Origin of the sequence: Lactiplantibacillus sp. B652 (genome assembly GCF_023806745.1) — a bacterium.
Lineage (GTDB): Bacteria > Bacillota > Bacilli > Lactobacillales > Lactobacillaceae > Lactiplantibacillus > Lactiplantibacillus pentosus.
The window spans coordinates 97,817-124,107 of sequence record NZ_JAMSKY010000008.1; the positions used below are offsets into that span (position 1 = coordinate 97,817).

Below are 26,291 nucleotides of genomic sequence, written 5' to 3' on the forward strand. Positions count from 1 at the left end.
AAATTAGTTTAATTGTAACAGCGGTTCAGTCGCATTGACGTCTTTGGCATTTGGAAAAGCCAGCTTAACCTCATGATAATTCTTGGAGTTCGTCACAACGATTGGCGTCGTTACTGGATACCCAGCAGCCTTGATGGCATCAATATCAAACTTCACGAGCGGTTGACCAGCTTTGACTGTTTCACCCTTCTGTACCAACGTCTCAAATCCCTTACCTTCAAGTTCAACCGTATCCATCCCAATGTGCATCAGGATTTCAGCACCATCACTCGTGTTGAGCCCAACGGCATGTCCAGTTGGGAAGACTAGGGCAATTTCACCATCAGCAGGCGCATAAAGCGTGCCATCAGTTGGTTCGATTGCGACCCCTTTACCCATTGCACCAGACGAGAACACTTCATCTTTGACTTCGCTCAATGGAACAATTTCGCCCGTTTCAGGACTACTCAAATTAGTAGCAGCGTTATAAGTGACATCTGGTTCAACCTTCGTTGCAGCACCAGTTGGCGTCGTTTCAACGCTTGCGCCACCAGCCATGACTGGTTCTGCAGTCGTGGCAGTTGCATCGACTTTAACTTGCTTATCATTACCATCAACACTCTTATAACCGAACAACATTTGAAGCGCAAAACCAAGTACCATTGCGATTGCCATGGCGATGATCAGGCCATAAACAGAACCGTCAATACCAGTCTTAGAATTAATAGCGGCAGGAATTGAGAAGATTCCCATGCCACCCATCATGTACATCTTGGTCCCAGCAAAACCGATAATTCCACCACCGATAGCAGCAGCGATACAGCTTAAAATGAATGGCCGTTTGCGTGGTAAGGTCAACCCATAAATTGCGGGTTCCGTGACACCGAAAATTCCAGAAATAAATGCAGGTAACGCAATCCCACGAGTCTTTTGATTCTTAGTCTGCAACAAGATGCCTAATACGACCCCAGTCTGAGCAAAGGATGCGGCTAAGGATAAGCCTAAGATTGGGTCGAAACCTTGTGAAGCAACGTTGGCCATCATAACGGCCACAAAGCCCCAATGAACCCCAAAGATAACGAAGACTTGCCAGAAAGCACCCATGACTAGGCCGGCGAGGATTGGGCTGAAGTTGTAAATCGCAACACAGACCGTTGAAATCCCATCACTGAGCCAACTTGCAACTGGTCCAATGATTAAGAACGTTACTGGTACGGCAATCAACAATGTGATAAATGGCACCAAGAACGTCTTAACAACTGTTGGCACGATACGCTTAGCGAAGGCTTGGACTTTAGAAGCGAACCAAACGGCCAGGATAATTGGAATAACTGAAGAGGTATAGCTCATCATCACAACCGGAATACCTAAGAAAGTGGCATGAATCTGTGATTCAAAAACATTACCGCTGAAGAGCGTGCTCAATACCGTCTTACTGCTGTTCAAAGCAACGATACTTGGGTAGCAAAGTGCCATCCCGATGGCCATGCCAATAAATTGGTCCACATGGAACTTCTTAGCAGCGGTCAGTCCTAAAACGATTGGCAAGAAGTAGAAGAAGCCATCACCAATTGAATATAAAATCTTATAGGTCCCTGAATTTTCTGATAACCAATTGAACGCAACGAACATTGCGACGAACCCTTTGATCATACCAGCGGCACACAAGACACCTAACATTGGGGTGAAGATACCCGAGATCAAGTCAATGAAGCGATCGAAGACGCTCATTTTTTCATCTTCGCCATAATCATCAGGAACACTACCACCGTCAGCGAAGCCACCGACTTTGATCAGCGTATCGTAGACGTCCGCAACTTCATTCCCAATAACAACTTGATATTGACCACCAGATTGAACGACCGTGATCACGCCGTCCGTATCCTTTAATTCATCAGTATGGGCAGCGCTTTCATCTTTGAGCTTAAAACGTAGCCGGGTCGTACAATGGACAACACTCTTAACGTTGTCTTTACCGCCAACACCGGCGATAATTTTTTTACTTAAATCTTCATATGCCATGTTTGTTCCTCCATTCAAAATTTCCATTTGAGTAAACAAAAACCCAAATGTCCTTTCTTCAAACCACGTCACTAGGGCCCTAGTAACGATTGCTCTCAAGAAAAGATATTTGGGTTAATGCCTGCATGATCAGTAACACACCGTGATTATCTTAGTTATTCACTTTTTTGCCGATGGGTCACGCGCCAAATGTGTAAGGTCAAATACACCTTATCATCTGGCTCGAGCCGCCAACCGGCTTTACTCTGTAAAAACGTATCGATTCGCTCAACCGTTGCGTATGCTTGCGGATATTTGGCGATCATCAACTGTAACAACGATTGGTCCAGTTCGCTACCCGTACTACTCGTTCGACTGACCCGCTAAACCATCAAGGCGCGCAGGTGTGCGACAAAGCGGTTATAGTTAAAGGATTCCGGATCTAATCGCATTTGAAATTGATATTGCACAATATCAATAATGCCGCTAATAAGCTTAGTGATTTTGATGGTTTCCTGTAACTTGGAACCATCCGAACCGGCGTTAATAAAGTGATACGTCATGAAGACAACTTCACTTTTCGGTAGCGTCACATCGGCAGTCGAATTAATCAACTCCACCGCTTTAGTCGCCGCCTGAAATTCTTTAGGAAATAACTTTTTGACTTCCCAACGAACGGTTCCGTTATCAACGTCGATGCCATCATTCGCCCGTTTCAATGCAAAATCGATGTGATCTGCAAGGACGAAATACTGATAATCACTAAAACTAACTTTGAGCAGCGGCTCCACCAAATGAACCACCTGTGTCGTAATCATAAATGACTGCGGTTTCAAATCTTGAAAGCTGTCGATATCGACATTTTGCTTCAGTGTCGCAACAAAGCGTCGTTGAATCTTCTGCTCATCAATTTGATCACCCTTATGCTTACCAAAACCAACGCCATTACCAACCACAATCCATTCAACACCCTGATCATCCACCACTAAAGCAGCGTTATTATTGAAGTTCTTTAGAAATTTCACTACTCACGGCCTCCTGGATTTCAAACAAAAAACCTACTTAAAAAGTATCGCATCTCACCAAAGAGACTGCAAGTACGTTATGAGTAGGTTTATGCCTGATCGAATCAGTAACACGCTTTTATTTATGTTGATTATATTAGCAACTTTTGTAAGCGGTGTCAATGATTATGTGGAAATTTATTTTGTTTGGCCTGGAAACGCTATGACTACTGACCGTTCGCTATCGTGCCGGACGTTGCTTCAACTTCCCGTCCATCCACCACCATCATCAATGGCGTCCCGCTAACGACTTGAACCTGTGTGCTGTCTTGCGTGAGCTGAACTTCTAGCACCCGTCCACGGAACCGCAACCGATAACTCAATTGATTGATTTCTTTCGGCAAATGATTCGTAATGTGGAGCTTGCCCGCAGCGACATACATCCCCGCAAAGCCATACGTCAACCCTAGCCAGCTCCCGCCAAGGTTCGCTTCGTGCAATCCATCCTTGGCGTTACCTTGTAAGTCGACTAAATCCATTAATGAGGTATCCATATAGTAACTGTAGGCCTTATCACGGCGATCAAGCCGGCTAGCTAATATACTGAAAATGGAACGCGACAGCGATGAATCATGGGTCGTGATTGGTTCATAATAATCGTAATCACGTGCCAACTGTTCTTGTGATTGGTCTTCCGGAAACAGCATTTCTGCCAGCAACGTATCCGCTTGCTTGTTGACACGGTGCCGATAAATCATCAGTGGATGGTAATGCAGCAACAGTGGGTACTGAGTCGCTGCGGTCGTCGCAAATGGCCACAATGGCATTTTTGGCGAGTTATCGTCTTGTGCCGTGACTTGATTCGTCGCATCATATGGCAGATACATCGCTTCACTAGCACGCGCCAGTTGCGTCTGTTCGTCTGCATCGCCATCAATATAACCCTGCTTGATCAGCCAGGCAGCAAAGGCCATATTCTCCTTGGCCATCCGGTTCGTATAATAATTATTATCGACTAACGCCGTGTACTCATCCGGCCCAGTGACCTTATACAAGCAGAATTGTTGCTTGCCGTCTCGTTGCTCCCAACCGCCAAATTGTAGCCAGAAGCGGGCAGTTTCAAGCACGACCGCCGCACCTTGTTCACGCAAGAAGTCCTGGTCATCAGTGACTTCAAAGTATAACTTGATCGTATGCGCAATATCCGCATTGATATGATACTGTGCGGTTCCAGCTGGAAAGTAGGCGCTGGCCTCCTCACCATTGATTGTCCGCCAAGCATATAAGGCGCCTTTGGTCACGCCTAAATCACGGGCACGTTGGCGCGCTTGTGGCAAAATACTGTAGCGATAGTGCAATAATTGCTTGGCCATTTGCGGCTGCGTGTAGATGAAGAATGGCAGCATATACATTTCAGTATCCCAGAAATAATGGCCTTCATAACCCGGACCAGTGTTTCCCTTAGCCGCAATATTGGTGAGCCCATCGCGTCCGGCTGACTGGAAGAGCTGGAATAGATTATATTGGATTCCCGTCTGTAATTTACGATCACTGATTTGGACTTGTGATTGTTGCCAAAAATCCGTTAAAATCCGTTGATTAAGTGCCTCAGCATCCTCGACTGAAGACGTCGCTAAGGGCTGGTTGATTTCACTGACTTGACGAACAAATGACCATTGTAGCGTTTCGTGCGGCTTGATCTCACCAGCGCCATGAAAACCAGCCTGATCTTTATGAACACTAAAGTTTTCAGGCACCACGGTCAAACGATCACTTTGCGTCAATTGTTGCTGTGTAGAGGCAACCGTTGTTTGCCACTGCAGCTCATGCTCATCAGCAATCGTCTTAAATTCAATCTTCAAACCAGCTTGACGCTGGGCAACCCGTGGATCATCGTCAGCTTCACTGGCAGCGTTGGCCTCGCGAACAATCGGCCGTTTGAATCGCAACTCACCCGCATAATCTAGCGACGTTAACTGATAATTAAGCATCAGTTGGTGTGAGTCGTCCAGAAGTATCATTGTTTCCACGGCTAATTCGAAATGATGTTGATCACTAGTTGTAATCTGAAATTTTTCGGTCAACTTACCCGAGCTAAAATCCAACACCGTGTTATCAACCGTAACGTGCCAGTCATCTGGAACTGCAGAGTCTGTCTGTGCCGTTGCAAAATCCAGATAACGTGGACTGGTCAGTGAAACGATTGTTTGATGATTCTTCGCATAACCATAAGCACTTTCACCATAGGTAATCGGATTGCTGGCATAAAAACCATTCACCAACATGACCGGCAAAGTACCCTGCTGGTTTCCCGTAAATGGTAGTGAATCCCGAACACCGACATGCCCATCACCTAAAGCAAAAATTGTCTCTAAATACTGACGCGTCGTTGTTGCCACGTCCTTGAGCGTTAATTTTTTAACTTGCATAATCTCCCCCACTTTCAGCTTCATTTGTTGTAGTATATCATCCGGCAGAACACGGTTTCACTAATTTGAGAACCGCTTTGCCTTTTTTTAGCCTAATTCTGGGCTTAGTACCGACAATATACTAACGTTATTTTTGGGGGAGTTAAAGGATTGGATCCATAAATCAAGATGATAATTTGCTTTTATGAATTTCATTGAATTCTTGAACAATGCAAGAGTCCCCCAATAAGTTTTATCTCTTATGAGACGTTATTCATTTTGCGATAGGCCAAGGGAGAAACTCTAGCATATTTGATGAATACTTTAGTAAAGTAGCTTGGATCACTAAACCCCAATAACTGACTAATATCGGTAACCGACGAATTGGAAAAGAGTAATTGATATTGCGCTTCTCTAATTTTCTCTTTATTAATATACTCATTGATGGTCTGACCTGTATCATCCTTGAAAATCTGGCAAACATAGTTTTTCGAATAACCCACATTCTTCGCTAAAACGCTTAACTCAATATGTAAATTGAGATTTTTATAAACATAATCTTGAATCTCATAGATTGCTCTATTATGCGAGTATTGTCGCGCAGAACGAACCCGTTTTACAAATAATTCTCCGATATCTTGGATCGCTTGTGTCGAACTTTCGACACTCTGCATTTTCTCAATATTCTGGCAGCACTGGTCACTAATTTCAAAGGCAGTCTCATAGTATAAGCCGCCTTCAATTGCAGCTCGGCAAAAAATAGTTACCGCCGCGATTAATAAATTCTTAGCATTACGCAACTCACTCGTCGCCATGTTACCGAAAATACCACTTTGAACAAATACTCTCATGCGATGTCTGTACTCCGCCAAATTACCATCGGAAACAGCTTTTAACATGAACTTTTCTTTATAATAATCATTATGAACAATATTCAAATCACGATTTTCGCTTCTAGTAATCTGTCCTTCAACATTTGACCATTCTGGCATCGAGTCGGAATATGCACTGCTAATCCTTGGAAAAGTTTGGAACAAGCTATAATAGAGCATCTTCGCTTGCGCTATCAGTTGATCGAGATCAGCACCATTGGTGAAGGAAGAGTACTGTCCTGCCGACTCTAAAGTCTCAACATTCGACCACAAAACAACGGTCTGCTTAGTGGCTAACAGATGGAAAACACATAAGTACCGCCCAGATCCGATCCTTAACACTTCGATCTGATGACTAGGAATAATCTGTTCGATTAATCTCCGCTCTTTCTCAGATAGGTCTGGTGCTAACGGCCTTTTGAGCACTAACTCATTGTTAAACATTTCGTCATAAACAGCAACAGTTGTTCGTGAAGCCGTATAAAATTCTCGTAAAAGTGCAAATAATTGTTTATTATTCATGTAATCGCTTTCTTTTTCGTAATATTTTACCTTTTTTCGTAATAATACACAAGTCCATGATCACAAATCCACTATGATTATTTCAACAAAGCAATCATGCATGACTACTTAATGACAAAATAATTTTTGGAGGTAAACGAAATGTCCGCAGAAAATCATTCATTTAAGAACATTTTGATTATTATTGCGCTGCTATCATTAAACATTGTTGAACAAGCAGCCAGCGTTATTACGGCTACAATTCCTGGCATGGCTAAGACTTTTACCAACGTCTCACTGGTGAATATTGAGCTAATCACCACTGTTGTTTCAATCTTCGTCACCGTGTTCGTCTTAATCAGTGGTGTTATTGTCAAAAAAATCGGACAAAAACAAACTGCTGTATTGGGACTGGCGATTGCTGCCATCAGTTCCATCATCCCAGCATTTTCTAACAGTTTTACACTAATCATGGTCTCTCGGGCAGTACTTGGGATCGGGATTGGACTTGCTAATCCGCTAGCAATTAGTCTAATCGGTGTATTCTTCTATGGCGATCAACGTGCAACATTAATGGGCTGGCGATCAGCTATTGCCGGCGTTGGGACTGCCATTATGACTTACGTTGCTGGACAATTGTTAAATATTAATTGGCACGCTGCTTATTGGGTTTACTTACTCTTCATTCCAACGCTGTTGTTATTTGTATTTTTTGTTCCAGATCCTCAAAAAAGTGGTGCGCTTAAGCGGCAGGCTGAACACCAAGCAGCTTTAGAAGCCGATGCAACGGCAAATGGCGTTACTATCAAAAAAAATCCTATTTGGTTAATCGTAATTTTGACAGCGCTAACATTCTTAGTGCTCATTGCCATCATGATATTAGCAGTCAAATTACCAACATTCTTTGTTGAAAATAAAATTGGTACGGCCACACAAGCAAGTACTGCTTGGAGTATCTATAATTTTGCTAGTGTTATTGGCGGATTTCTATTTGGGATTACCTATAAGTTAACGCATAAATTTATTCTTCCGCTCGGCTTATTCTTATTAGGTTTAGGTGTTATTGCGCTCAGTCACGCTACTAGTGTAACCGTCATTTATGGCTTATGTATTTTTATGGGCATCGTTGGGGCAATGATTATCCCATTCATTTTCAACCGTATCAGTGAAGTCGCTACACCACAGATGGCACCACTCTTTACTTCAATCGCACTAGTTGGTTCCAACCTCGGATCATTTATTTCTCCATATGCCGGAGAAATTATGGGAAGTACTGGAAAAGCTGCTATTACAAGTGCAGGTGGCCTTTTATTAGGACTAGCTATTCTTTCAGTCTTGGTTATTTTTGCGACAAAAGCTAAACATTCCAGCCACGTTACAACACCAGACTTATAAGGAGGATTCCATTCATGGAATTTCAAACTAATACAACTGTAGAATTTAACCGACACACCGACTTGCTAGAAAAGGCGAATAGCAATCGGCCTCACTTAATCTATCAGACAGTGAAACCAGCTCGCCTAGTGGATATTGTTGCTGATTCTTCCTCAGCTCTCGGATATACTGCTAAAGAAGCTAAGCAATCACTCGCCAAACTTCCCACTTATCAGCTTGGAAAGGGTGATAGTATTACTTTCGACTTGGGTAACCATGAAGTCGGTCACTTTAGCATCCATATCAACGCATGTGGTTCCCCTATGGATGCGCCGTTATACCTACACTTCATTTTTGGTGAGTTACCCGTAGAGATCGGTGTTAACGGCGAACCTTATAATGGGGTTCTAAGCCAATCGTGGTTGGCCGAGGAGTTCATCCATATTGACAAACTGCCAACAACCCTTGAGCTTCCCAGACGCTATGCGTGCCGCTACATCAAGATAGAAGTGATTGATTCTTCACCAAAATGGAAGGCCCAATTCAGTCATCCTCAATTTATCGCTGAAAGTGCAGTCGATTTGAATACGGTCACGCCATTGAAGACCGGTGATCAGTTACTAGATAGAATTGATGAAGTGAGTCTTAAGACACTTCACGATTGCATGCAGGATGTCTTTGAGGACGGGCCAAAACGAGATCGTCGACTATGGATTGGTGACCTTCGTTTACAAGCCTTAGCCAATTACGAAACGTTTGATAACACAGAATTGGTTAAACGCTGTCTGTACCTTTTTGGCGGTCTAAATGCAAAGGATGGATGGATTACCACCAATGTATTTACGCAAAATGAGCCCGTACCAGATGACACCTTCTTCTTTGATTACAGCTTATTCTTTATCGATGCTTTGGCTGATTACGTTGAACACACAAAGGATTACACAACGCTTACTGACTTATACCCAATTGCCAAGTTGCAGATGGATGAAGCATTAAAATTAGTCGATTCCAACAATCTGGTTTCACTTGACCCTAGTCGGCCAGTCTTTGTTGACTGGTCAATGGACTTCGATCGGAGTGCCTGTGCTCAAGCTATCTTGATTTATACATTGCGACATTTCATCAGTCTGACATCTAGTGCGAATAAGCAGACCACGTCATACAATAATACTTTAAATAAATTGATTGAGAGTACGCGGTCTCATCTATTTGACAAACAAAAAAATCTTTTTGTGAGCGGTCCCAACAAAGAAGTTAATTTAGCTAGTCAAATTTGGATGGTTCTCGCTCAGGTGCTAGATGAAAATGAAAATGTTGAACTAATGAAAAACGTTCAAAATACAATGTTTCCAGTTACTGGAATTGCAACACCCTACTTTTATCACCATATTGTAGAAGCCTTATTTATGACTAACTTCAAGACAGCTGGGATTAACTTGATCAAACGCTATTGGGGTAAGATGGTGCAAGAGGATGCCGATACTTTTTGGGAAGCATTCAAGCCCGAAGATCCGTCCTTCTCTCCATATGGCAGTTTGGCCATTAATAGTTATTGTCATGCTTGGAGTTGTACACCAGCTTACTTGCTTCGTAAATATGTAATTTAGTTAAAACATCTGGTTAGAGAGGAATAGAACAATGTTAACGACTTACCTTAGTATCGATATCGGTGGTACAAATCTTAAATATGCGCTGTTGGATCATTCTGGTAACTTAATTAGCAGAAACACTGTTAAAACACCGCATACATTGGATGAATTTCTGTCCACCGTTAAACAAATCATAGAAATGAATATCAGGCACCACATTAAAGGTATTGCCTTTAGCGTCCCAGGTAAGGTGGCACGTCAATCTGGTACTGTCTATTATGGCGGTTCACTCCCATTCTTAGATCATCTTTCACTCAAACAGATCTTTGAAAGCCAATACCACTTGCCAGTAAGTGTCGAAAATGATGGTAAGTCAGCTGCACTCGCAGAACAATGGCTGGGACAGCTTAAAAACGTTGAAAATGGTGCTATGATCGTTTTAGGAACAGGGGTTGGTGGCGGCATCATCATTAACCATCAATTGCTTCGAGGCACGCATAGCCAGGCAGGTGAGCTCAGCTTTATGAATTTAGCGGATCATACCAGTACTTCTGAGAATCTGTTGGGCTTTTCAGGGTCCGCAGTAAGAATGATAGAAGCTTGCGCACACCAACTAGGATTGGCTGATATCAATGATGGTTACAGTGTGTTTGAAGCAATTGAGGCTGGGGATTCACGGGTACTGCCAATCTTCGAAAAATACTGCGCCACTATCGCAACAATGATGTTGAATATTCAATCTGTAATTGATATTCAACGATTCGTTATTGGGGGCGGTATCAGTGCCCAACCACTGGTTGTTTCCGGTATCACTAATGCTTTTCATAAAATCCTGACGAACTTGCCTCTTTCGGGAAAGCAATTACAAATACCTGAAATTCTTACAGCACATTTCAAAAGCGATGCGAATTTATATGGGGCTTTGTACAATTTACTGATCGAATTGGATGTTGCGGCATGAGAATAATTTAGCCGGATTTAACTTAATGGGCACTCGCTCAATTGTAATCTGGTTCATTCACAGAACCCAAATCAACGAAATAGCGTTCAATATAAGTCGCTGTTTCTAGTATTGATTGGTTCAGCCTCAAAAAACGAGATTTGCGTGAGTAAAAGGACTCATTCAGATCTCGTTTTCCGTTTCTGGAGCTTGAAATAAATTCTGTGAATCATCCAAGTTAAAGGATTCCGTTGTCTAATCCTTCATTCCACATATTTCATCACGCTATCACGCTCAGTCAAAGTCACTGGTACTAATTGCGTGGCATTCTCGCCTACCAAACAATTAACGCTTTCAATACCAATACGAGTAAAGTCCTGAGTGATACTGGTTAAAGCAGGCGTTGCAATATCACAAATCAACGTTCCGTCAATACTTACTACTGAAAGCGCCATTGGTAGTTCTAAGCCATTAATTTGCGCGGCCTTTTGTAATCCTGCAGCCGTCATATCACTTGCTGCAACCACACCGGTCACTGCCATCTGTTGATAGGGTTTAAAAGCAGCTTGGCCAGCTTGATAGCTGTAATCGCCCATCTGAATCCAGGATGCTTTACCCTGAATATGATTATCCTTCAAAGCGGCCTGATAGCCGCTACGGCGTTGACTTCCCGTATGGTATTGATCAATTCCGACCAATCCAATCCGGCGGTGCCCATGTGCGATTAAATATTCCGTCGCCTGATAAGCAGCTTGATAGTTATCAGAACTGACAGACTTAATCCGTTCATCCGCTAAGTTAACTGAGACAAAACAAAATGGCGTCCTGGCTTCAGTTAGCAAACGTAAATCGTCTTTGTCAGGCTCAATGGCCATCAATAAAATTCCTGATACTGACCGCTCTAGAGCTGTAATAATAGCTTGATGTTGAAGCGCATGATTACGATTACCAGCATACAGAATAATGACCTGCTGTCCTAAAGCAGTGGCACGCTCCTGGATCCCATCAATAATACCATTTGAAAAATTAGTGGGTGTCACATTAACAATGACAGCAATCACATCCGTCTTTTTCTTAACAAGTTCCATGGCCAAAGTGTTTTTACGATAACCAAGCTCCTTGGCTACCTTTAACACACGATCACGAGTCTTATCGCTATATGAGCCCCGCTTTTCTGCCAATACGCGCGATACTGTCGCAATCGAAAAGCCGGTTTCAGCTGCAATATCTTTAATTGTCGGCTTCATCACTCCAGCCCCCTTCTAATGTAAGTCAATTATAGCGCTAACAATCCATAAAATCATTGCTAAAGACGTAAACGTTTACTTTTCTTTTATAAAGGCATTGTAAACGTTTACGTTAAGTGCTAGTATATCCGTGTTGAATGATACTAATATTTTAGGAGATGGCGTCTATGAACCAACCTGCAGTACATACGAATAAGCCAGTTGTTAATGCAACGCACAAGCATCGGACTTCTAGCATTACTAATTCGCTACCCAATTTACCGTTAAAGACAATCTTTGCTATTACTTTTGGCTTCTGTGGCGTTAACATGGCTTTCTCATTGCAATCATCACAAATGAGTCGGATTTTCCAAACCATTGGTGCCGATCCAACTAAATTAGGATTGTATTTTATCCTACCACCATTAGCAGGACTCTTCGTACAGCCCTTAGTTGGTAAATACTCGGATCGTACCTGGACGCGCTTTGGTCGTCGAATGCCTTACCTATTATTTAGCGCGCCATTAGCAGCACTTGTCATGGTGCTATTGCCCAACGCCGGCTCCTTCGGCTTTGGTTATGCTTCTACCGCTGCGTTACTCTTTGGGGCAATTGCCATTCTTTTCATGGATCTATCAAGTAACGTTTGTATGCAACCATTTAGAATGATCATTGGCGATATGGTCAACGAGAATCAAAAAGACAAAGCTTGGTCTTGGCAACAAGCCTTTAGCAACTTGGGCGGTGTCCTCGCCACAATTCTGCCATTTGTCTTAACTTACTTTGGCGTCGCTAATACGGCTCAAAAAGGTGTCGTACCGCTCTCTGTAAGATTAGCATTCTATATTGGCGCTATCATCTTGCTGGGGATTTCAGCCTATACAATTCATACAGTCAAAGAATACGATCCCGACACATACGCGCTTTATCACCATATCGACCCAGAACAACACAAACACGCTAAGCCAATTTGGCAACTAATTAAAGATGCGCCCAAAGCCTTTTGGGAAGTTGCACTCGTTCAACTCTTTGCTTGGATCGGGATTCAGTACATGTGGACTTACACGACTGGTGCCATCGCCGAAAATGTTTGGCATACGACCAACGCTGCCTCAGCTGGTTACCAGGCTGCTGGTAACTGGTATGGCATTTTGACTTTCATCCAATCAATGGCTGCTGTTCTGTATGGCTTCTTAGTTCTATCACGTACTAATCCTTATAAGCGGAAATTCTGGTATCGCTTTGGTTTAGCCAGCTTTGCCGTTGGATTAATCTGGGTATCCTTTATTCACAATCAGTACCTATTAATCGTGCCATTTTGCTTGATTGGGATTGGCTTCTTCACCGTACACGTTGAACCATTCAATATCTTCACCTCATCACTAGACGGTGCTAATGAAGGTTCATATATCGGTATTTTTAACGGCACCATTTGTCTACCACAAATCTTAGCCTCAGTTGCCAGTTTCCTCGTATTCAAACTAGTTGGTAATTCGATGCCTGGCATGATGCTAATTGCCGGAATCGCCATGTTTATTGCCGTATTAGCGATTAGCATTATTAAACAGGACAAACCACAAGAAGATTTATCTGAAAAAGCAACAAAATAAGTTAATTTAAAAAGGAGTATCTCGAAATTATGAGTGTTTTACCAAGTTATCAGCAAAACAAACAGACAATTACATTTGCCTTTCCCACACCAATACAACTCACTGTAATCTCACCAGCAATCATTCGGGTCTTCATTGACCGTGGCGAATCAGGTCAATCCTACGCAATTGAAGGCGATAAGACTGTCACAACTGATTTCCAAGTTAAAGACGCTGGCGATCATTACACGATTCAAACTGCTGCACTAAGCGTCAACTTAGATGCAGATCAGCACATTGACGTTTTCGACAAAAATGGCAACGCTTTAATCACTGATTATCGTGGGCCCCGTGAACATCTCAAAGGCGTGGATAAAGTACACAAACGTCTAGTTGAAGCAGAAGGCCATTCAGTGACCCAAGCACCTACCAAGTCCGATAAGGGTTACTATGAAATTATTAAATCATTGTCCCCTGATGAATATATTTATGGATTAGGTGACAAGACCGGCTATCTTAACAAGCGTGGTTTCGCCTACGACAACTGGAACGTTGACAATCCTGCACCTCAGTTGGAAATTCTGCCAAATATTTATAAATCTATCCCAGTCATGCTCGGGCTAAAGAATGGCCACCCATACGGTATTTTCTTTGATAACACTTACCAAAGCCACTTAGATATGGGAAAGGAAAGCGATCATTACTACTTTTATTCAGCCGTTCAAGGAAATCTTGATTACTACATCATTGGTGGTACGACTTTAAAGGACGTTGTGACCAACTATACTTATCTTACAGGCCGCACACCATTACCACAAAAATGGACACTGGGCTATCAGCAATCCCGTTGGAGCTACAGTGCTAGTGAAGAAGAAGTAAAAGCGATCGCCGACAATCTTGAAAAATATGACCTACCCTGTGACGCAATCCACTTCGACGTTGATTACATGAATGGGTACCGCGTCTTCACTTGGGACAAAGACAAATATAACGGCAATCCTAAGAAATTCATCACTAAATTGCAAAAACGGGGCCTGAAGGTGATCCCAATCATTGATCCCGGAGTTAAGCAGGACCCTGATTATCATATTTATGCTGAAGGGCTTAAGAAAGGCTACTTTGTTAAGGCTGCTAACGGCGATGTTTACATCAATAAGGTTTGGCCTGGTAAATCAGCATTTCCAGACTTCGGTCGTCCAGAAGTTCGCAAATGGTGGGCTAATAACGGTAAATTCTTGACAGACTTGGGAGTTGCAGGTATTTGGATTGATATGAATGAACCTGCTACCTTTGAGGGGCCAATTCCAGATGACACTGTCTTTAGCGATCAAAATACGCCTTCAACTCATAAAAAAATGCATAACGTTTATGGGCACAACATGGCAAAAGCCACTTATACTGGACTCAAGGAACAAACCGGCAATCGACCATTTGTCATTACACGGGCTGCCTACGCGGGCACACAGAAGTACTCAACTGTATGGACGGGCGATAATCGGAGCATGTGGCCACACATTCAAATGATGATCCCTCAATTATGTAACTTAGGCCTGAGTGGCTTTAGCTTCACAGGAACAGACATTGGCGGCTTTGCTTCAGATACCACCCCAGAATTGCTCACACGTTGGATTGAAGCTGCGATTTTCAGTCCACTATTACGGAACCATGCTGCCCTTGGTACGCGTCAACAAGAACCGTGGGCATTCGGCGAACCAACTTTGAGTATCTATCGTAAATACTTGAAACTCCGTTATCGCTTCATTCCTTATCTGTACGACTTGTTTGCTAAGGAATCCCAAAGTGGTCTGCCGATCATGCGGCCAGTTGTCTTAAACGATGACCAAGATCCGCGTGTTCGTGATCTAAATGACGAGTATATGGTTGGTGACAATATCTTGGTCGCACCCGTAGTCCAAAAGTCACAGATTAAGCGCCTAGTCTACTTACCAGCTGGAAATTGGGTTGATTTCTGGAATGGTGCTGAATATGCTGGTAAACAAGATATTGTTGTGGATGCTCCAATCGATAAGCTACCACTATTCATTAGACAGAACACCACTTTGCCATGGGGCCCCGCCGTTAGCCACATTAGCGATGCCGCTTTACACGCGATGACGTTCAGAGTATACGGCAATCAAGGTACGTACCAACACTATCAAGATAATGGTCGAGACTTTAAGTATCAAGACGGTGAGTGGAACAATTACACGATTAGCGTGGAACATGGGAAAGCTAGCGTCAAGTTAACTCATCATGGCTATCAACCAGTCTATCAACAAGTTACAGTTGAATTAGCTGACCACGCCGTTACATTTAACTACGACGCTGATCACGAAAGTTATGTCGAAAAGTAACTCACTATGGCAATATGAAAGGCAGACACAAAATTGTGTCTGCCTTTTTATACTGTAAAACAACTGACTAGCTTTGCGCCAATAACTTTTCAATCGTCACAGCTACACCATCGTGATCATTATCAGTGGTCACCTCGTCAGCGGCTGCTTTTATTGCCGGAATTGCGTTATCCATCGCAACGCCACATCCTGCAAATTCAATCATGCTTAAATCATTCGCTTCGTCACCAATTGCCATCACATTGTCAGCAGTCAGTCCCAGCTTTTCACATAGCACTTGTAGCGCATGACTCTTACTAACACCCTTGGCATTTGCCTCATAATAAAACGGCGCACTCTTAGTCAAAGTCATTCGCTGCTTCAACGGTTCGAATAGGTCCTGACGTGCAATGGCAGCATCCAGAGCCTTAGGATCATCAACATACATAGATTTAATCAACTTAATGTCGCGCATCTCCTCAGGGGTTCGATAAGATATGCCCATCGATACGAGATCAGCTTCATAGCGCGTATAATCGCCAATATCTCGATCTGCCGTGTAGAGTCGGTTCTCAGAAACCGCATGGAAGTGCACCCGCAATTTGCGAGCTAGGGCTTCCAAATCGATATAATCATCGTAACTAATCGGGCGCTCATCAATTAGCTCACCACTAGTTGAATAAGTTGCCGCACCGCCGAAACAAATCACATATTGATCATCCTGCGCATCCAACTCTAATTCCTGAAGTAATGCTTTAACTCCCGTCAACGGCCGACCAGTGCAAATAACCACTTTGATTTGCTGTGCTTTAGCAGCTTTAATCGCTTGCTTGACTCGTGACGTCACCTGCTTGTCTGAATTAACTAAAGTCCCGTCGATATCAATAGCAATTATTTTTATTGCTTTCATTTCATTCACCCTTATCTCTAAGTAACGCAAAATAGAAACCAGACAGTGCCTCGTTTCTATTTCGTTACTATTATTTCAAGCTCAAATAAGCTTTTACAATGTTATCAGTATTGAAGCCATACTTGTCCAGTACCAAGTCACCTGGTGCAGATGCCCCAAAACGATCGACACCGATTTTGACACCACGATCACCTGCAAATTGATCCCAACCAAACGTTGAGCCAGCTTCAATTGTTACTCTTCTCGTAACGGAACTTGGAAGTACGCTAGCACGGTATTCTGGTGATTGTTGTGCGAACCGATCAAAGCTAGGGATCGAGACGACTGCAACGTCCTGATTCTGATTGATTAACTGTTGTTGTGCATCTAAGGCCAAGTTGACTTCTGAGCCCGTCGCAATCAAAAGACCATCTGGTGTCGGCTTTTGCGATCCACTGACGACATAGCCACCCTTTTCAACACCTGCAAAAGCAGTGTCCGCTGATACTGGCAATGTTTTTAGAGCCTGCCGACTCAATACCAAGACAGTTGGCTTATCCGTTGTCCGCAACGCCTGTTCCCAAGCAGCCGAGGTCTCATTACCATCGGCTGGTCGGATCACCTGGACGTTAGGCATGCAACGTAAACTAGCTAGTTGTTCAATTGGCTCATGCGTTGGCCCATCTTCACCAACCGCAATCGAGTCATGTGTTAAGACGTAGATGACCGGTGCATGTTGTAACGCTGATAGCCGCACCGCCGCTCGTAGGTAATCAGTGAAGACAAAGAAGGTGCCACCAAAGACTCGTGTCCCACCATGAAGGACAATTCCATTCATGGCTGCGGCCATTCCAAACTCACGGACTCCAAACCAGATATTACGACCATCATAAGAATCTGGCTGAAAATCTTTATCTTCTGAGATCATCGTTTTATTTGAACTGGATAAGTCAGCCGCACCACCCCAGAGAAACGGAATTGACTTTGCGACTTCGTTAATAGCCTTAGCACTTGCTGCACGACTCGCCAAAGCATCGCCTGCTTGGTAGTGCGGTAAAATCTCTTTTAGATTAGCCGGCATTTCATTCTTGAATGCCACTTTTAGCGCTTGTGCTTGTTCTGGGTACTTAGCTTCATATTGTTCGAATAGTTGGTGCCATTGCTGTTCCGCATGAGTGCCATTATCCTGAATGGTTGCTTCAAACCGATCCGTAACGGCTTCCGGCACTTCAAAATCCGAGTAATTCCAGCAATATACTTTTTCAGCCGCTTTAATTCCGTCCTTACCAATCGGATTACCATGCACCGCATTAGTACCCTGCTTTGGTGCACCATATCCGATCACCGTCTTCACTTCAATCAAGGAAGGCCGATCAGCGGTCTTCTTAGCTAACTCAATAGCGGCATTGATCGCATCAAGATCATTGCCATCTTCAACAACTAAATGTTGCCAGCCATAAGCTTCAAACCGGTCCCCAACGTTCTCAGTAAAAGCCTGTGACGTCTTGCCGTCTAAGGAAATTCCATTTGAATCATATAAGGCAATTAATTTTCCTAATTTAAGGTGACCTGCCAATGAACCAGCTTCATGGGAAATACCTTCCATCAAGTCACCATCGCCAACAATAGTGTAAGTATAATGATCGATGATTGGAAAATTAGGTTGATTGTACTGAGCAGCCAAGTGCGCTTCTGCCATCGCCATCCCCACTGCCATACCAAAACCTTGTCCTAATGGTCCGGTCGTCACCTCAACGCCATCGGTATGTCCGTATTCCGGATGTCCCGGGGTTCGACTATTCCATTGCCGAAAGTGTTTCAGGTCATCAATTGAGACATCATATCCGGCTAAGTGCAATAAACTGTAAAGCATCGCTGAACCATGGCCGGCTGAAAGAATAAACCGATCGCGGTTAATCCAGTCCATATGGGTCTGCGGGTTAACATTCAAATGCATTGTCCATAGGACGTATGCCATTGGTGCCGCCCCCATCGGCAGACCCGGGTGCCCCGAATTAGCCTTCTGAATTGCTTCAATGCTTAGCGTCCGAATCGTATTCACGCCCAGTTCATCAACTTTATCAAACATTACCTTACCTCCTAAGCCGTCACAACAATTACTTTTGTGTTTCTTGAAACTTCTTCCAGTCAGCAGCAAAACTTGCCAAGCCTTTATCCGTTAATGGATGTGACCACAGCTTGCCGAAGACAGCTGCTGGAATCGTGGCAATGTCAGCACCAGCCAACGCGGCTTCTTGAACGTGCTGTGGCCCCCGAACGCTAGCCGCAATGATTTCAGTCTTAAATCCATAAGTATCCAGGACTTGCCGTAAATCCTTAACTAGTTGAATCCCATTACCACCGATGTCGTCCAAGCGGCCTAAGAATGGCGAGATATAGGTTGCCCCTGCTTTGGCCGCAAGCAGGCCTTGTGACACGGAAAATACCAGCGTTACATTAGTCTTAATTCCTTCATCACTTAAGACTTTTACCGCCTTAAGCCCTTCTTCCGTCATCGGAATTTTAACCACAATATTGGATGCCCATTTAACTTCATTGCGGGCTTGTTCAATCATTTCTTCAGCCTTGGTTGCCGTTACTTCAGCTGAAACTGGACCTGACACGATTTGCGCGATCTCCTTGATAACGGTTTCAAAATCGCGACCTTCACGAGAAACTAACGTCGGATTGGTTGTCACGCCATCTACTAACCCTAACGCTGCAAAATGTTTGATGTCTTCGGTGTTGGCGGTGTCTAAGAAAAATTTCATTGATTGTGTTCTCCTATTTATTGAGTTTTTTACCAGTAGTTTCTTCGTAATCCTTAACCATTTGTGACCAAGCAGTGTCAATATGATCATTTAGTCCAAACAGACCACTTCGTCCAACGATATAAATGTCTGGATCTGCTTCATCAATCATCTTAAAATGAGCACGATTTGATGAACCATCCATTTCAATCAAATACTTATATCCGTTCTGGTCACGTAACGCTCTCAATGCGACGATTTTTTGTAGTGCAGACGCTAAGAATCGCTGTCCAGCAAATCCAGGATCAACCGTCATAATCGTGATTTTATCCAACAATTCAATATATGGTTCAACGACTGAAATTGGCGTTTCAGGGTTTAGTACAACTCCGGCCTTCAAACCGGCATCATGAATCTGATCAATCAATCGAAATGCTAGTCCATTGATTACCTCAGCAGGCATACAGATACATTCGCATTTAATATCAATCAGTTGTTGGACCCAGAATGGCGCATCCGTCACCATTAAATGTGCTGACATTGGTCGCTTACTGATTTTTCTTACCTCTTGGATAAACCATGGTGAAAGTGTAATGTTAGGGACAAAGTGTCCGTCCATAATATCAATATGGTATGAATCTACATGCTGGTCTAAAAATTCCAATTGCGTTTTAAATTTATCTAAATCCATCGTCATTAATGACGGTGAAATCTGTACATTTGACATTAGTTAAATTCCTCCTACGAAATCTGAATATCGTCTAAATCAATATCTTTTTCGTCATCGATGCTATCTTCTTGAACTTCGTCTTCAATTGGAACATCCTTTTTAATAAAGGCATAAACAACACCAGTAACAACGACATTAATTGCAATTGCAGCTAAACCAGCCAACGGTTTGGACATTGTCGGTAACATTAAAAAGCCACCAAAAGGAACCGTTGCATCCGCTCCAAGTACCATAGTTGTCGCACCACCACACATACCACCAAGTGCAGCTGCGATAATCCCACGGAAAATATCATTCATAACGATCGGAATTGAGCCTTCAACAATGTTTACAACACCCATTGGTACCGCTGACTTTAAAGTCTCAATCTCAGGCTTTGTATAGATGTTTTTCCGCAACAACTTAGCGATAAAGAACGCTAGTCCAAATCCGATAGGTGTCGCTGTATTCACCAGTTGTAATGCCGTTACTGGTCCATTAATACCTTGTGCCTGTAAAGTTAAAACAAATGCGAAAACAGTCTTATTGATTGGACCACCGAAGTCAACAATGCTTAGGATACCGATAACAGCACCTAAAATAAGATTCGAGGCGGATCCCATACCCTTTAAGAAACTGGTTAGCCATCCGGTAAACCAAGCAACTGGGGTACCAAATACGTAAACCATTAACAACGCACTAGCTATTGAAGCGAGGAACGGGACGATCAGCGTTGGCATAAGGCCCTTCGCCCAATTTGGCACTTTGACATATGTCAACACTAACCATGCAAAGTAACCCGCAACGTAGCCACCAATAATACCGCCAATAAAACCAGCACTAATTGCAATTGCTGCCAATCCGGTCACCAAACCTGGCGCAATCCCTGGCTTACCGGCAATTGAAAATGCAATTCCTGTCGAAATAATCATCGGTAACATTGCAAGCCCTTTACCACCGATAGTTGCCATCGCTTGGAAAAAGTTAAACTTTCCGATGACTAATGCGTCTTGTGATTTACCACCAAATGCCATCCCAATGGCAATGATAAATCCCGCACCACAAACAATTGGAATCATATAAGAAATCGCGGTTAACAAATGTTCCTTAAATCTTGCTTTACCAATTAATTCTTTCATCATTTTCATCTCCCCAACATTCACATCAAGACTAAGCGCATATTCCTATTTGGCAGCGACAACTTCGTGTAATTTTGCAACGAGTTTATTTGGTGACTTGATGGCAACTTCAGTTGGTACTTTGACAATTCGCTTGCCTGCAAATCGCTCTTCGCCAGATATTTTGACATCGACCGCCAATAGGACGATATCAGCATTTTTAACTTCTTCATCGGTTAATTCATTTTCGACACCAATCGTCCCTTGAGTTTCAATCTTGACTTCATCGCCGAGCTTTTTGGCGGCGTTTTCAATTTTTTCTTGTGCGATATAAGTATGGGCAATCCCCACGGTACAAGCACTAACACCTACAATTTTCATTTTAAATTTCCTCCTAATTGTTAAATGCCGCTTTAACATCCTCAGCATCGTCAGCCTTTAATAAGGCCTCTATTACTGAGTCACGACCAAGTTTGCGCGCAAAGAGTGATAACAGTTTTAAATGTTCCTTAGCACCTTCAGTATCGCTACCCACTGCAAACAAGATAATTACCTTCACACCATGATCATCAATTGTTTCCCAATCAATTTCATGATCCAGTATTCCGATTGCAACGCCGATTCTAGAAACTCCATCACTTTTACCATGTGGGATTGCAATATAATTACCAATTCCCGTAGATCCTTCTGCTTCACGTTGATACACATCGTGAATATAACTTTCAGTATCACTTAAATAACCCGCATTACTTAGTGCAGTTGCTAATTCTTGCAATGCTTCATCCTTATTAGTTGCATTCATATGTGTTAATACAGTTTTGCTATCAATCACCGAAGTAACGGTTGTTTCAGCCATAGACTTCTCCTCCTTTAAAAGTTCAATGCCGTTATAATTTGAGACTTAGCGTCGTGTTGAAACGCATCTTGTGCTTTCTCAGATATTGCTAACCTAAGTGTGGCAGTAACGCTATCCGCCGCTACCTTAGAAATATCTTGTCGAACACAGCAGAAGATAAAGTTCTGCGCAGTCTCATCTCCATCCCAATATGAAATTGGATCGCGTGTGTGCACTAAGACCATGGTATTTTGCTTGATTAAATCAGCCTGTGCATGCGGTGCCGCCAATAAGTGATCGATCATCGTACTCCCCATTTGCTCTCGCCGTTCCCACAAGTCAATAACTTGTTTTGGCGATCGAACAATCTGTTGTTCCGATAATAAGGCTGCGACTTGATCAAACAAACTAGGCTTTGTCGTTGCGTATAAGTCCCAAAGAACAAGCTTTCGAATTTCGGATTTCATTGTAGATTCTTGACCTCCTCATTAAGCTTCTTCCGGTCTTCCATATTGAACATCGCACTGACAATAACTACTGGAACTGCCACTGCATGTAGTGGTCGAACAGTTGAAATAACCAACTTGATTTGTGGATATTTACGCAATGCATCATCTAACGAGGCCGTTGCAATCACATCCACAATATCAAGCGTTGAAAAGTTCGCAATGATCTTTGACTTCAATAATTCCGATGTTCCAATCCCAGTCGTGCACATAATTAAGGTCTCAATGTGTTTCTTATGTTTTTCGAGCTCGCTCGCAAAATATAACGTTAAGAATCCAACTTCATTGTCATTAATTTGTGCTAAATTGTATTTATCAGCTAGCTGATTAATGGCAGTCTTAACAGCCTCAAATACTGCGTGATATTCAATCTTAATTTGGTCCAGCAAATTATTATTTATATTAATATGGTTATCCAACCGGTTAAGCATTGGTCGAATATGCTCACTCAAGCGGCTGACCAAATCAGAATTATGAAAATTCTTATCGGTTAATGACTCAACAGTTGCAATCAGGTCGTCAGTCACGAGTTGAACCTTGCTATGATCACCAACTGTATTTGGAACAAACCCAACTATCCGTGAAGAGACTAAATATTGATATAGGTAGTAGCCTTCAATTTTTGGCAGTTTGGCACTGATATACGCCTCAGTATTTTTAATCACCTGCTGACTGACTTCTAGGAGTCGACTATCTACCGATGAATCCTTTAAATACTTGTCTAACACATCATCATTGACCTTGCTGACTGGCATTTTGGTATTTCGAGCACGATCAAGCAGGATATACATATGTGAAAATAGGTTTAGATTATATGGATAAGGGATATGGCTTTCAATATGTGTTTCAATATATCTAATCTGCTCGAATACAAATCGCACATCATATTTACGAGGAAAATTATCATCATTTAAAATCTGGTTCAAATCTACGATACCTGTATCATTGATCAAGCCTTGAATTGCATCGCGAATATTCAACTCCGAACCGACAATATTTAGATAGCCATTTTTCTTCACCAATGTTAGATTGTATCGTTGAAGTATTTCTGCAATTATTTTTTCATCGGCTATCTGCGACGAAGCACTCAGAAAATATTCTTCAAACAATTCATTCGTTCGAACACGTCTTGGTGCTACCAGTAACAGGCGCTTCATTATTTTATTTCGTCTCTCAACAGGAGAAACAATGGATAAACTTTCCATATCAGCACCTGGCTGATCACTATCCAGATACCGCTGATAATCTAACTTATAGCCCCGTCCTCTTTCTGAAATAATCAATGGTTGCTCGCCATAGCGACTATTAATTTTTGAAACAATTCGATAAATCGTCTTGTCGGAAGAATGAATTTCATCTGCCAATTGCTTAGCTGTGACAAAATCCCTTTTGTTAACCAATAGATAAATTAATTTGTGCTCTCTTTCTTTACTCATTGATCAGCTTCCCCTTTCGACATCTTAATAATACAGCGCTTACATACTTGTGAATTTCTATCTCCGTCCGTTACAACAGACAATATTTTATGTCACCCTATGGACACTAAACTTTCCAAATGTGTGACGCTTCAGATTCCAATCCCATAATTGCTTCAACTGGTTAACGCAAAACAGAAACCAGACAAATTGTCTCGTTTCTGCTTAACCAATTATTGCTTTAAATAAGCCTTTACAACGTTGTCCACATTGAAGCCATACTTATCCAGTACCAAGTCGCCTGGTGCAGATGCGCCAAAACGATCGACACCAATTTTGACACCACGATCACCTGCAAATTGATCCCAGCCAAATGTCGAACCAGCCTCAATCGTGACCCTTTTAGTCACTGAACTTGGAAGTACGCTAGCACGATATTCTGGTGACTGTTGCGCAAACCGATCAAAGCTAGGAATTGAGACCACCGATACATCATGATTCTGCTTAGCTAATTGTTGTTGTGCATCTAAGGCTAAGTTGACTTCTGAACCCGTCGCAATTAATAACCCATCTGGTATAGATTTTTGGGCCGCTTTAACCACGTACCCTCCTTTTTCAACACCATCAAATGCTATATCAACTGATACTGGTAATGTCTTTAAAGCTTGCCGACTTAGCACTAAGACAGTCGGTTTATCCGTTGTCCGCAAAGCCTGTTCCCAGGCAGCTGAAGTTTCGTTGCCATCAGCTGGTCGGATCACCTGGACATTAGGCATACACCGTAAACTAGCCAATTGTTCAATCGGTTCATGGGTTGGTCCGTCTTCACCAACTGCAATTGAGTCATGTGTCAGAACATAGATGACTGGTGCGTGTTGTAACGCTGATAACCGTACCGCTGCCCGTAAGTAGTCAGTAAAGACAAAGAATGTTCCACCAAAGACTCGCGTCCCACCATGAAGGACGATCCCATTCATGGCTGCGGCCATTCCAAACTCACGGACCCCGAACCAGATATTACGACCATCATAAGAGTCCAGCTGAAAGTCCTTTGCGTCTGAGATCATCGTTTTATTCGAACTTGAAAGATCAGCTGCACCACCCCACAGCGTCGGTACCGCGTTAGCAATAGCATTAATAGCGTTAGCACTTGCGGCACGGCTAGCAAGTGCATCCGAAGCCAGATAATGTGGTAAAATATTCTTCAAGTCAGTAGGAAGCTGTCCATTAAAGGCAGCCTTAAAAGCTTGCGCCTGTTTCGGGTACTTTGCTTCATATCGTTCGAATAGTTGATGCCATTGCCGTTCCGCATGGGCACCCTTTTCCTGGATCGTTGCTTTGAATCGATCTGTAACGGCTTCTGGCACTTCAAAATCCGAGTAATTCCAGCCATATACTTTTTCAGCCGCTTTGATTCCATCCTCGCCAATCGGATTACCGTGCACCGCGTTAGTACCTTGCTTTGGTGCACCGTAGCCAATCACCGTCTTTACTTCAATCAAGGAAGGCCGATCAGTTGTCTTCTTAGCCAGCCCAATTGCGGCATTAATCGCATCAAGATCATTACCATCTTCAACAACTAGATGTTGCCAACCATAAGCTTTAAAACGATCACCAACGTTTTCTGTAAAGGCCTGAGACGTCTTACCATCCAAGGAGATCCCATTTGAATCATAAAGCGCGATCAACTTCCCTAATTTCAAATGACCCGCTAACGAACCAGCTTCATGAGAAATCCCCTCCATTAAATCGCCATCACCAACAATGGTATAGGTATAGTGATTCATAATTGGAAAATCCACTCGATTATACTGAGCAGCCAAGTGCGCTTCTGCCATTGCCATTCCAACAGCCATTCCGAAGCCTTGTCCTAGTGGGCCAGTTGTGACCTCAACGCCATCCGTATGTCCATATTCTGGATGTCCCGGCGTACGACTATCCCATTGCCGAAAATGCTTAAGATCATCAATTGAGACATTATATCCCGCTAAATGTAATAAGCTATATAGCATTGCAGAACCATGTCCTGCTGAAAGAATGAATCGATCACGATTGACCCAATCCATGTGCGTCTGCGGATTAACTTTTAAATGTTTTGTCCATAACACATACGCCATTGGTGCCGCACCCATCGGTAATCCTGGGTGCCCAGAATTTGCTTTTTGAATCGCTTCGATGCTTAACGTTCGAATGGTATTGACACCCAATTCGTCAACTTTATCAAACATTACCCTTACCTCCTAAGCCAATATG

Annotated in this window: 19 protein-coding genes and 1 pseudogene; 5 read left to right on the forward strand and 15 right to left on the reverse strand. The window is 42.9% G+C overall.

The window, feature by feature from the left end; translation table 11 throughout:
• Positions 1-3: 3 nt before the first annotated feature.
• The 4 genes and pseudogenes from MZO40_RS10790 to MZO40_RS10805 all read right to left on the reverse strand — a co-directional run bounded on the left by MZO40_RS10790 (position 4) and on the right by MZO40_RS10805 (position 6,786).
• Positions 4-2,001, reverse strand: a complete 1,998-nt coding sequence (locus tag MZO40_RS10790) for a beta-glucoside-specific PTS transporter subunit IIABC (protein ID WP_252133275.1) — start codon at positions 1,999-2,001, stop codon at positions 4-6.
• Positions 2,002-2,156: 155 nt separating this feature from the next.
• Positions 2,157-3,005 (reverse strand): annotated as a pseudogene (locus tag MZO40_RS10795) (PRD domain-containing protein).
• Between the two features lie 206 nt (positions 3,006-3,211).
• Complete coding sequence (locus MZO40_RS10800) at positions 3,212-5,413, reverse strand: glycoside hydrolase family 65 protein (RefSeq protein ID WP_105961020.1); 2,202 nt, start codon at positions 5,411-5,413, stop codon at positions 3,212-3,214.
• A 239-nt stretch (positions 5,414-5,652) separates the two neighbouring features.
• On the reverse strand, positions 5,653-6,786 hold the full coding sequence (locus MZO40_RS10805; protein WP_105961021.1) for a helix-turn-helix transcriptional regulator: 1,134 nt from the start codon (positions 6,784-6,786) through the stop codon (positions 5,653-5,655).
• A 141-nt stretch (positions 6,787-6,927) separates the two neighbouring features.
• Here MZO40_RS10805 and MZO40_RS10810 point away from each other — a divergent pair, with 141 nt between their 5' ends.
• Genes MZO40_RS10810 through MZO40_RS10820 form a run of 3 tightly spaced genes read left to right on the forward strand, consistent with a single transcriptional unit; the run spans position 6,928 to position 10,689 of the window.
• Complete coding sequence (locus tag MZO40_RS10810; RefSeq protein ID WP_105961022.1) at positions 6,928-8,160, forward strand: MFS transporter; 1,233 nt, start codon at positions 6,928-6,930, stop codon at positions 8,158-8,160.
• Positions 8,161-8,174: 14 nt separating this feature from the next.
• The gene (locus MZO40_RS10815) at positions 8,175-9,746 is read left to right on the forward strand and encodes an alpha-rhamnosidase (protein WP_209042622.1); all 1,572 of its coding nucleotides are present in this window, start codon (positions 8,175-8,177) and stop codon (positions 9,744-9,746) included.
• Positions 9,747-9,777: 31 nt separating this feature from the next.
• Complete coding sequence (locus MZO40_RS10820) at positions 9,778-10,689, forward strand: ROK family protein (RefSeq protein WP_105961024.1); 912 nt, start codon at positions 9,778-9,780, stop codon at positions 10,687-10,689.
• 242 nt (positions 10,690-10,931) lie between these two features.
• On the opposite strand, the gene MZO40_RS10825 is transcribed toward MZO40_RS10820, so the two are convergent.
• Positions 10,932-11,915 (reverse strand): LacI family DNA-binding transcriptional regulator, encoded by a 984-nt coding sequence (locus MZO40_RS10825; RefSeq protein ID WP_105961025.1) that lies wholly within the window; start codon positions 11,913-11,915, stop codon positions 10,932-10,934.
• 167 nt (positions 11,916-12,082) lie between these two features.
• Between MZO40_RS10825 and MZO40_RS10830 the strand changes: the two genes are divergently transcribed.
• Together MZO40_RS10830 and MZO40_RS10835 are read left to right on the forward strand one after the other, a co-directional pair.
• Positions 12,083-13,504 carry an SLC45 family MFS transporter gene (locus tag MZO40_RS10830; RefSeq protein ID WP_050338174.1) on the forward strand — a complete coding sequence of 474 codons (1,422 nt, stop codon included), beginning with the start codon at positions 12,083-12,085 and terminating at the stop codon, positions 13,502-13,504.
• A gap of 29 nt (positions 13,505-13,533) precedes the next feature.
• Positions 13,534-15,837, forward strand: coding sequence for a glycoside hydrolase family 31 protein (locus MZO40_RS10835; protein WP_252133276.1), 2,304 nt, complete (start codon positions 13,534-13,536; stop codon positions 15,835-15,837).
• 67 nt (positions 15,838-15,904) lie between these two features.
• On the opposite strand, the gene yidA is transcribed toward MZO40_RS10835, so the two are convergent.
• The 10 genes from yidA to tkt (MZO40_RS10885) form a co-directional block, all read right to left on the reverse strand.
• Positions 15,905-16,726 carry a sugar-phosphatase gene (gene yidA, locus MZO40_RS10840; protein WP_252133277.1) on the reverse strand — a complete coding sequence of 274 codons (822 nt, stop codon included), beginning with the start codon at positions 16,724-16,726 and terminating at the stop codon, positions 15,905-15,907.
• 70 nt (positions 16,727-16,796) lie between these two features.
• Positions 16,797-18,794 (reverse strand): transketolase, encoded by a 1,998-nt coding sequence (gene tkt, locus MZO40_RS10845; protein ID WP_105961029.1) that lies wholly within the window; start codon positions 18,792-18,794, stop codon positions 16,797-16,799.
• Between the two features lie 28 nt (positions 18,795-18,822).
• Positions 18,823-19,476: a fructose-6-phosphate aldolase gene (gene fsa, locus MZO40_RS10850; RefSeq protein WP_105961030.1), complete on the reverse strand. Its 654-nt coding sequence runs from the start codon at positions 19,474-19,476 to the stop codon at positions 18,823-18,825.
• A gap of 13 nt (positions 19,477-19,489) precedes the next feature.
• On the reverse strand, positions 19,490-20,182 hold the full coding sequence (alsE, locus tag MZO40_RS10855; RefSeq protein WP_065674910.1) for a D-allulose 6-phosphate 3-epimerase: 693 nt from the start codon (positions 20,180-20,182) through the stop codon (positions 19,490-19,492).
• A gap of 14 nt (positions 20,183-20,196) precedes the next feature.
• Positions 20,197-21,312: a PTS fructose transporter subunit IIC gene (locus MZO40_RS10860; RefSeq protein ID WP_371878180.1), complete on the reverse strand. Its 1,116-nt coding sequence runs from the start codon at positions 21,310-21,312 to the stop codon at positions 20,197-20,199.
• A gap of 36 nt (positions 21,313-21,348) precedes the next feature.
• Positions 21,349-21,663, reverse strand: coding sequence for a PTS fructose transporter subunit IIB (locus tag MZO40_RS10865; RefSeq protein ID WP_105919599.1), 315 nt, complete (start codon positions 21,661-21,663; stop codon positions 21,349-21,351).
• Between the two features lie 13 nt (positions 21,664-21,676).
• A complete protein-coding gene (locus MZO40_RS10870; protein WP_105961032.1) occupies positions 21,677-22,138 on the reverse strand; it encodes a PTS sugar transporter subunit IIA in 462 nt (153 codons plus the stop codon).
• A gap of 14 nt (positions 22,139-22,152) precedes the next feature.
• A complete protein-coding gene (locus MZO40_RS10875; RefSeq protein ID WP_105961033.1) occupies positions 22,153-22,584 on the reverse strand; it encodes a PTS sugar transporter subunit IIA in 432 nt (143 codons plus the stop codon).
• The gene (locus MZO40_RS10880; protein ID WP_252133278.1) at positions 22,581-24,059 is read right to left on the reverse strand and encodes a PRD domain-containing protein; all 1,479 of its coding nucleotides are present in this window, start codon (positions 24,057-24,059) and stop codon (positions 22,581-22,583) included. The genes MZO40_RS10875 and MZO40_RS10880 overlap by 4 nt, the downstream gene beginning before the upstream one ends.
• Before the next feature lie 212 nt (positions 24,060-24,271).
• Positions 24,272-26,266 carry a transketolase gene (gene tkt, locus MZO40_RS10885; protein ID WP_252133279.1) on the reverse strand — a complete coding sequence of 665 codons (1,995 nt, stop codon included), beginning with the start codon at positions 26,264-26,266 and terminating at the stop codon, positions 24,272-24,274.
• Positions 26,267-26,291 lie beyond the last annotated feature (25 nt).

Excerpts from the sequence above, each read along its gene's own strand:
- MZO40_RS10790 (WP_252133275.1), bottom strand. The coding sequence starts at position 2,001 with ATGGCATATGAAGATTTAAGTAAAAAAATTATCGCCGGTGTTGGCGGT.
- MZO40_RS10800 (WP_105961020.1), bottom strand. The coding sequence starts at position 5,413 with ATGCAAGTTAAAAAATTAACGCTCAAGGACGTGGCAACAACGACGCGT.
- MZO40_RS10805 (WP_105961021.1), bottom strand. The coding sequence starts at position 6,786 with ATGAATAATAAACAATTATTTGCACTTTTACGAGAATTTTATACGGCT.
- MZO40_RS10810 (WP_105961022.1), top strand. The coding sequence starts at position 6,928 with ATGTCCGCAGAAAATCATTCATTTAAGAACATTTTGATTATTATTGCG.
- MZO40_RS10815 (WP_209042622.1), top strand. The coding sequence starts at position 8,175 with ATGGAATTTCAAACTAATACAACTGTAGAATTTAACCGACACACCGAC.
- MZO40_RS10820 (WP_105961024.1), top strand. The coding sequence starts at position 9,778 with ATGTTAACGACTTACCTTAGTATCGATATCGGTGGTACAAATCTTAAA.
- MZO40_RS10825 (WP_105961025.1), bottom strand. The coding sequence starts at position 11,915 with ATGAAGCCGACAATTAAAGATATTGCAGCTGAAACCGGCTTTTCGATT.
- MZO40_RS10830 (WP_050338174.1), top strand. The coding sequence starts at position 12,083 with ATGAACCAACCTGCAGTACATACGAATAAGCCAGTTGTTAATGCAACG.
- MZO40_RS10835 (WP_252133276.1), top strand. The coding sequence starts at position 13,534 with ATGAGTGTTTTACCAAGTTATCAGCAAAACAAACAGACAATTACATTT.
- yidA (WP_252133277.1), bottom strand. The coding sequence starts at position 16,726 with ATGAAAGCAATAAAAATAATTGCTATTGATATCGACGGGACTTTAGTT.
- tkt (WP_105961029.1), bottom strand. The coding sequence starts at position 18,794 with ATGTTTGATAAAGTTGATGAACTGGGCGTGAATACGATTCGGACGCTA.
- fsa (WP_105961030.1), bottom strand. The coding sequence starts at position 19,476 with ATGAAATTTTTCTTAGACACCGCCAACACCGAAGACATCAAACATTTT.
- alsE (WP_065674910.1), bottom strand. The coding sequence starts at position 20,182 with ATGTCAAATGTACAGATTTCACCGTCATTAATGACGATGGATTTAGAT.
- MZO40_RS10860 (WP_371878180.1), bottom strand. The coding sequence starts at position 21,312 with ATGAAAATGATGAAAGAATTAATTGGTAAAGCAAGATTTAAGGAACAT.
- MZO40_RS10865 (WP_105919599.1), bottom strand. The coding sequence starts at position 21,663 with ATGAAAATTGTAGGTGTTAGTGCTTGTACCGTGGGGATTGCCCATACT.
- MZO40_RS10870 (WP_105961032.1), bottom strand. The coding sequence starts at position 22,138 with ATGGCTGAAACAACCGTTACTTCGGTGATTGATAGCAAAACTGTATTA.
- MZO40_RS10875 (WP_105961033.1), bottom strand. The coding sequence starts at position 22,584 with ATGAAATCCGAAATTCGAAAGCTTGTTCTTTGGGACTTATACGCAACG.
- MZO40_RS10880 (WP_252133278.1), bottom strand. The coding sequence starts at position 24,059 with ATGAGTAAAGAAAGAGAGCACAAATTAATTTATCTATTGGTTAACAAA.
- tkt (WP_252133279.1), bottom strand. The coding sequence starts at position 26,266 with ATGTTTGATAAAGTTGACGAATTGGGTGTCAATACCATTCGAACGTTA.